The organism is Streptomyces sp. SID5785 (assembly GCF_009870065.1).
Classification (GTDB): domain Bacteria; phylum Actinomycetota; class Actinomycetes; order Streptomycetales; family Streptomycetaceae; genus Streptomyces.
Map to the genome: position 1 here is coordinate 1 of NZ_WWIA01000771.1, position 3140 is coordinate 3140.

General features: G+C 75.3%; 4 protein-coding genes. 2 read left to right on the top strand and 2 right to left on the bottom strand.

What is annotated here, in order from left to right:
- Window positions 1-38 precede the first annotated feature (38 nt).
- Entirely contained in the window at window positions 39-515 is a 477-nt protein-coding gene (locus tag GTW43_RS25190) for a GNAT family N-acetyltransferase (RefSeq protein WP_161301619.1), read from the bottom strand.
- Between the two features lie 172 nt (window positions 516-687).
- Between GTW43_RS25190 and GTW43_RS25195 the strand changes: the two genes are divergently transcribed.
- Window positions 688-1161: a carboxymuconolactone decarboxylase family protein gene (locus GTW43_RS25195; RefSeq protein WP_161304301.1), complete on the top strand. Its 474-nt coding sequence runs from the start codon at window positions 688-690 to the stop codon at window positions 1159-1161.
- Window positions 1162-1293: 132 nt separating this feature from the next.
- On the top strand, window positions 1294-1602 hold the full coding sequence (locus tag GTW43_RS25200) for a hypothetical protein (RefSeq protein ID WP_161304302.1): 309 nt from the start codon (window positions 1294-1296) through the stop codon (window positions 1600-1602).
- Between the two features lie 14 nt (window positions 1603-1616).
- Here GTW43_RS25200 and GTW43_RS25205 read toward each other — a convergent pair.
- A partial coding sequence (locus GTW43_RS25205; protein WP_161304303.1) for an acyltransferase family protein occupies window positions 1617-3140 on the bottom strand: 1524 nt, incomplete at its 5' end.

Consider the following 3140-nt stretch of genomic DNA (forward strand, 5'->3'; position numbering starts at 1 on the left):
GGCCGGTCCGGGCGGCCGGTCCGGGCGGCCGGTCCGGCTCAGGGGGCGGCGAGCTCCATCTCCCCGACCTCGTCGGTGCCGCTCGTCTCGCCCGTCGGGCGGAAGCCGAGACGGAGGTAGAACGCCGCGGGGCCGGTCGGGCCGGGGTGCCAGGTCGTGGTGAAGCGGGTGCCGCCGCGGTGGCGGATCTCGGCGGCGACCGCCTCGACCGCGAAGCGGCCGTAGCCGCGGCCCTGTTCGCCGTCCGCGATGTTGAGGCGCCACAGGCCGGAACGCACGTCGTCGCGGGAGCCGTCGCCCTTCCAGTCGATGCCGAAGAAGGCCATGAGGAAGCCGACGGGCCGGTCCCCGTCGACGATCAGGCGCGGCCACGCCACGTCCGGGTGCACGTACGCCTCGGCGAGGGACTTCACGACGGGCGCGACCCGGTGCTCCTGGTCGGGGCGGACCCGGATGCCGAGCGCGGCGTCCAGGTTGGCCGGAGTGATCTTCTCCAGGTGCGGCTCATGCGTCATGTCGTGCGTCATGTCGTGCGTCATGCGAGGAGCCTAGGCAGGCGCCGCACCGCAGCGTCGCGGCGTGACCCAGGTCACATTTGCGGGCGGTCACATCGTCGGCGTGCGCTCCGTCATCCAGATGTAAGCGACCAGGAACCACTCGCAGAAGCAGTAGGACTAGGAGAGCGCCATGGAAGCCCGTCTCGACCTCTTCGGCAACGCCGTCACCGCCAAGTTCATCCGCCACATCAACGCCGCGGGCAAGGCCCTCGAGGCGGTGGAGCTGCCGAAGTTCACCGCGGACCTCGTCCTGATCCGGGCCAGCCAGGTCAACGGCTGCGGGTTCTGCCTCGACATGCACACGAAGGACGCCGCCGAGGCGGGCGAGACCGCGCAGCGGCTGCACATGATCGCCGCCTGGCGCGAGGCGAAGGTGTTCACCGACGCCGAGCGCGCGGCGCTGGAGCTGGCCGAGGCCGGGACCCGGCTCGCCGACGCCTCGGGCGGGGTGTCCGACGAGGTGTGGGCGAACGCCGCCAAGCACTACGACGAGGACCAGCTCGCCGCGCTCGTCGGGGTGATCGCCCTGATCAACGCCTACAACCGGCTGAACGTGATCACCCAGCAGCCGGCGGGCGACTACCGGCCCGGGATGTTCGGCTGACCCGCGCGGTCCGGCACCGCCCCGTTCACGGTTCGCCGTTCATCGCTCATCGCTCCCCGTGGCCGCGGGCCGGCCACGGGGGCGTAGCCTCTTCGAACAGACTTGCACCGGTATGACCAGGAGGCTCCAGCCATGGCCCGTTCCCTGCCCACCGCACCGATCGCCGCCGCCGGCCTGATCGGCGGGTACGCCACGGCCCGCTTCACGAAGAAGCGCCCGCTGGGCGGCGCCGTGCTCGCCGTCGCCGGGGCGGCCGCCGCGACGCAGTGGACGAAGACACGGGGCGGGAAGGTCGCGGGCGCGCTGACCGGTGCGTACGTCGCGGCATTCGCCGGGTCGCACCCGCTGGCCAAGAAGGTCGGGGCGTGGCCGGCGGTGTTCGGCGCCGCCGGAGCCGTCGCCGCCGCCTCCTACCTCCTGGTGGACCGCCGCGGCGCCTGACGCACCCCCGCCGGCTACCGGGTGAGCGCCGGTTCCAGGACCGGCGCCAGGACCGGCGCCAGGGCCCGGGCGTAGGCCTCCGACAGATGGCCGTCGTCGCGGTAGACGAGCGTGTCCGCGACGACGGTCGGGCACCGCGTGCTGCCACACAGCCAGGGCCCGGGGTCGATCACCGCGCTGCCGGTCGCCTTCGCCGCGGCCCGCAGCGCGGTGGCCTTCACCGGGTCCTTCGCCGCGTGCGCCGGGTCCGTCGCGCACCGGGACAGGTCGAGCGGGTGCGTCGCCGCGCAGTCCACCGCGTCCGACGGCGGCCAGGGCGTGTCCAGGAGCGCGGCCACCCGGGCGCCGCCGGACCGCAGCGCCCGGTACGTGCGCGCGTAGCCCGCGGTCCACTGACGGACGGCGTCGCCGTCCGCGTGCACCGGGTCACCGGAGTCCGACGACGCGGCGATCACCAGATCGGGGTGGAGCGCCGCGATCCGGTCGAGGACCTTCGCCCGCCAGGTGTCGCACGCCGTGTAGGGCCGGCCGCCGAGGACGATCGTCACGTCGGCGGTCTTGCACGAGGCCTTCGTCAGGGAGACGAGCCGCCAGTGGCGCTCGCGCGCGATCCGGTCGAGCGCCGGGAACCACTGGGCGGCGTGCGAGTCGCCGAAGAGCACGACGGTGGTGTCCGACGCCGGGTCCCCGTAGACGCACGGGCCCGGGACGGCCGTCGACGTGACCGAGATGTGGCAGTGGTCCCGGTAGACCGCGGAGCGCCCGTCCTTGATCGCGGTGAGGCCGGGCGACAGATTGCCCGGGACGGCGTCCGGCGGCGTGGCCAGGAACCGCGCGAGCCGGGCGGCCGGGTCCGGCGCCGCGTCGAGCGCCGCGGCCAGCCGGGGCGCCGGCCGGCCCGAGTCGATCGCGGGCGGGAACTGGGCGGCGACGAGCGCGACGGCCACCGCCCCGCCCGTCAGGGCCGCCCCGAGACCGAGCGCCGGGCGCGGCCGGTCCCGCAGCGCCCGCGCGAACCGTACGGGGTTCTCGACGCACCGCAGCGTCAGCCAGGCCGGCAACAGCGCACCCGCGCACACCGCGAGCCCTGTGCGCAGACCCGCCGGACGGCCGAGCGCGGCGGGCACGACCACGAGCAGCGGCCAGTGCCACAGGTACCAGCTGTACGAGAGGCCGCCGACCCACGTCAACGGGCGCCGCCGGAGCAGGAGTTCACCGCCGAAGCGGCTCGGGGCGCAGCCCCCGGCCAGCACCAGGAGCGCCCCGGCGACCGGCACGAGCGCCGCGTACCCGGGGAACACGGTCGCGTCGCCGAAGACCAGCGCCGACCCGACGACCGCGGCGAGGCCCGCCCACGACAGCGCCCCGGCGAGCAGCGGCGGCAGCCCGCGCAGCCGGTGCGCGCCGAGGGCGAGGAGCGCACCGGCGGCGAGCTCCCAGGCGCGGGTGTGCGCGCCGAAGTAGGCCCAGGACGGCGCGCTTTCGGTGGTCGTGACGCTCAGGGCGAAGGAGGCGGCGGCGAGGAGAGCGGCGGCCAG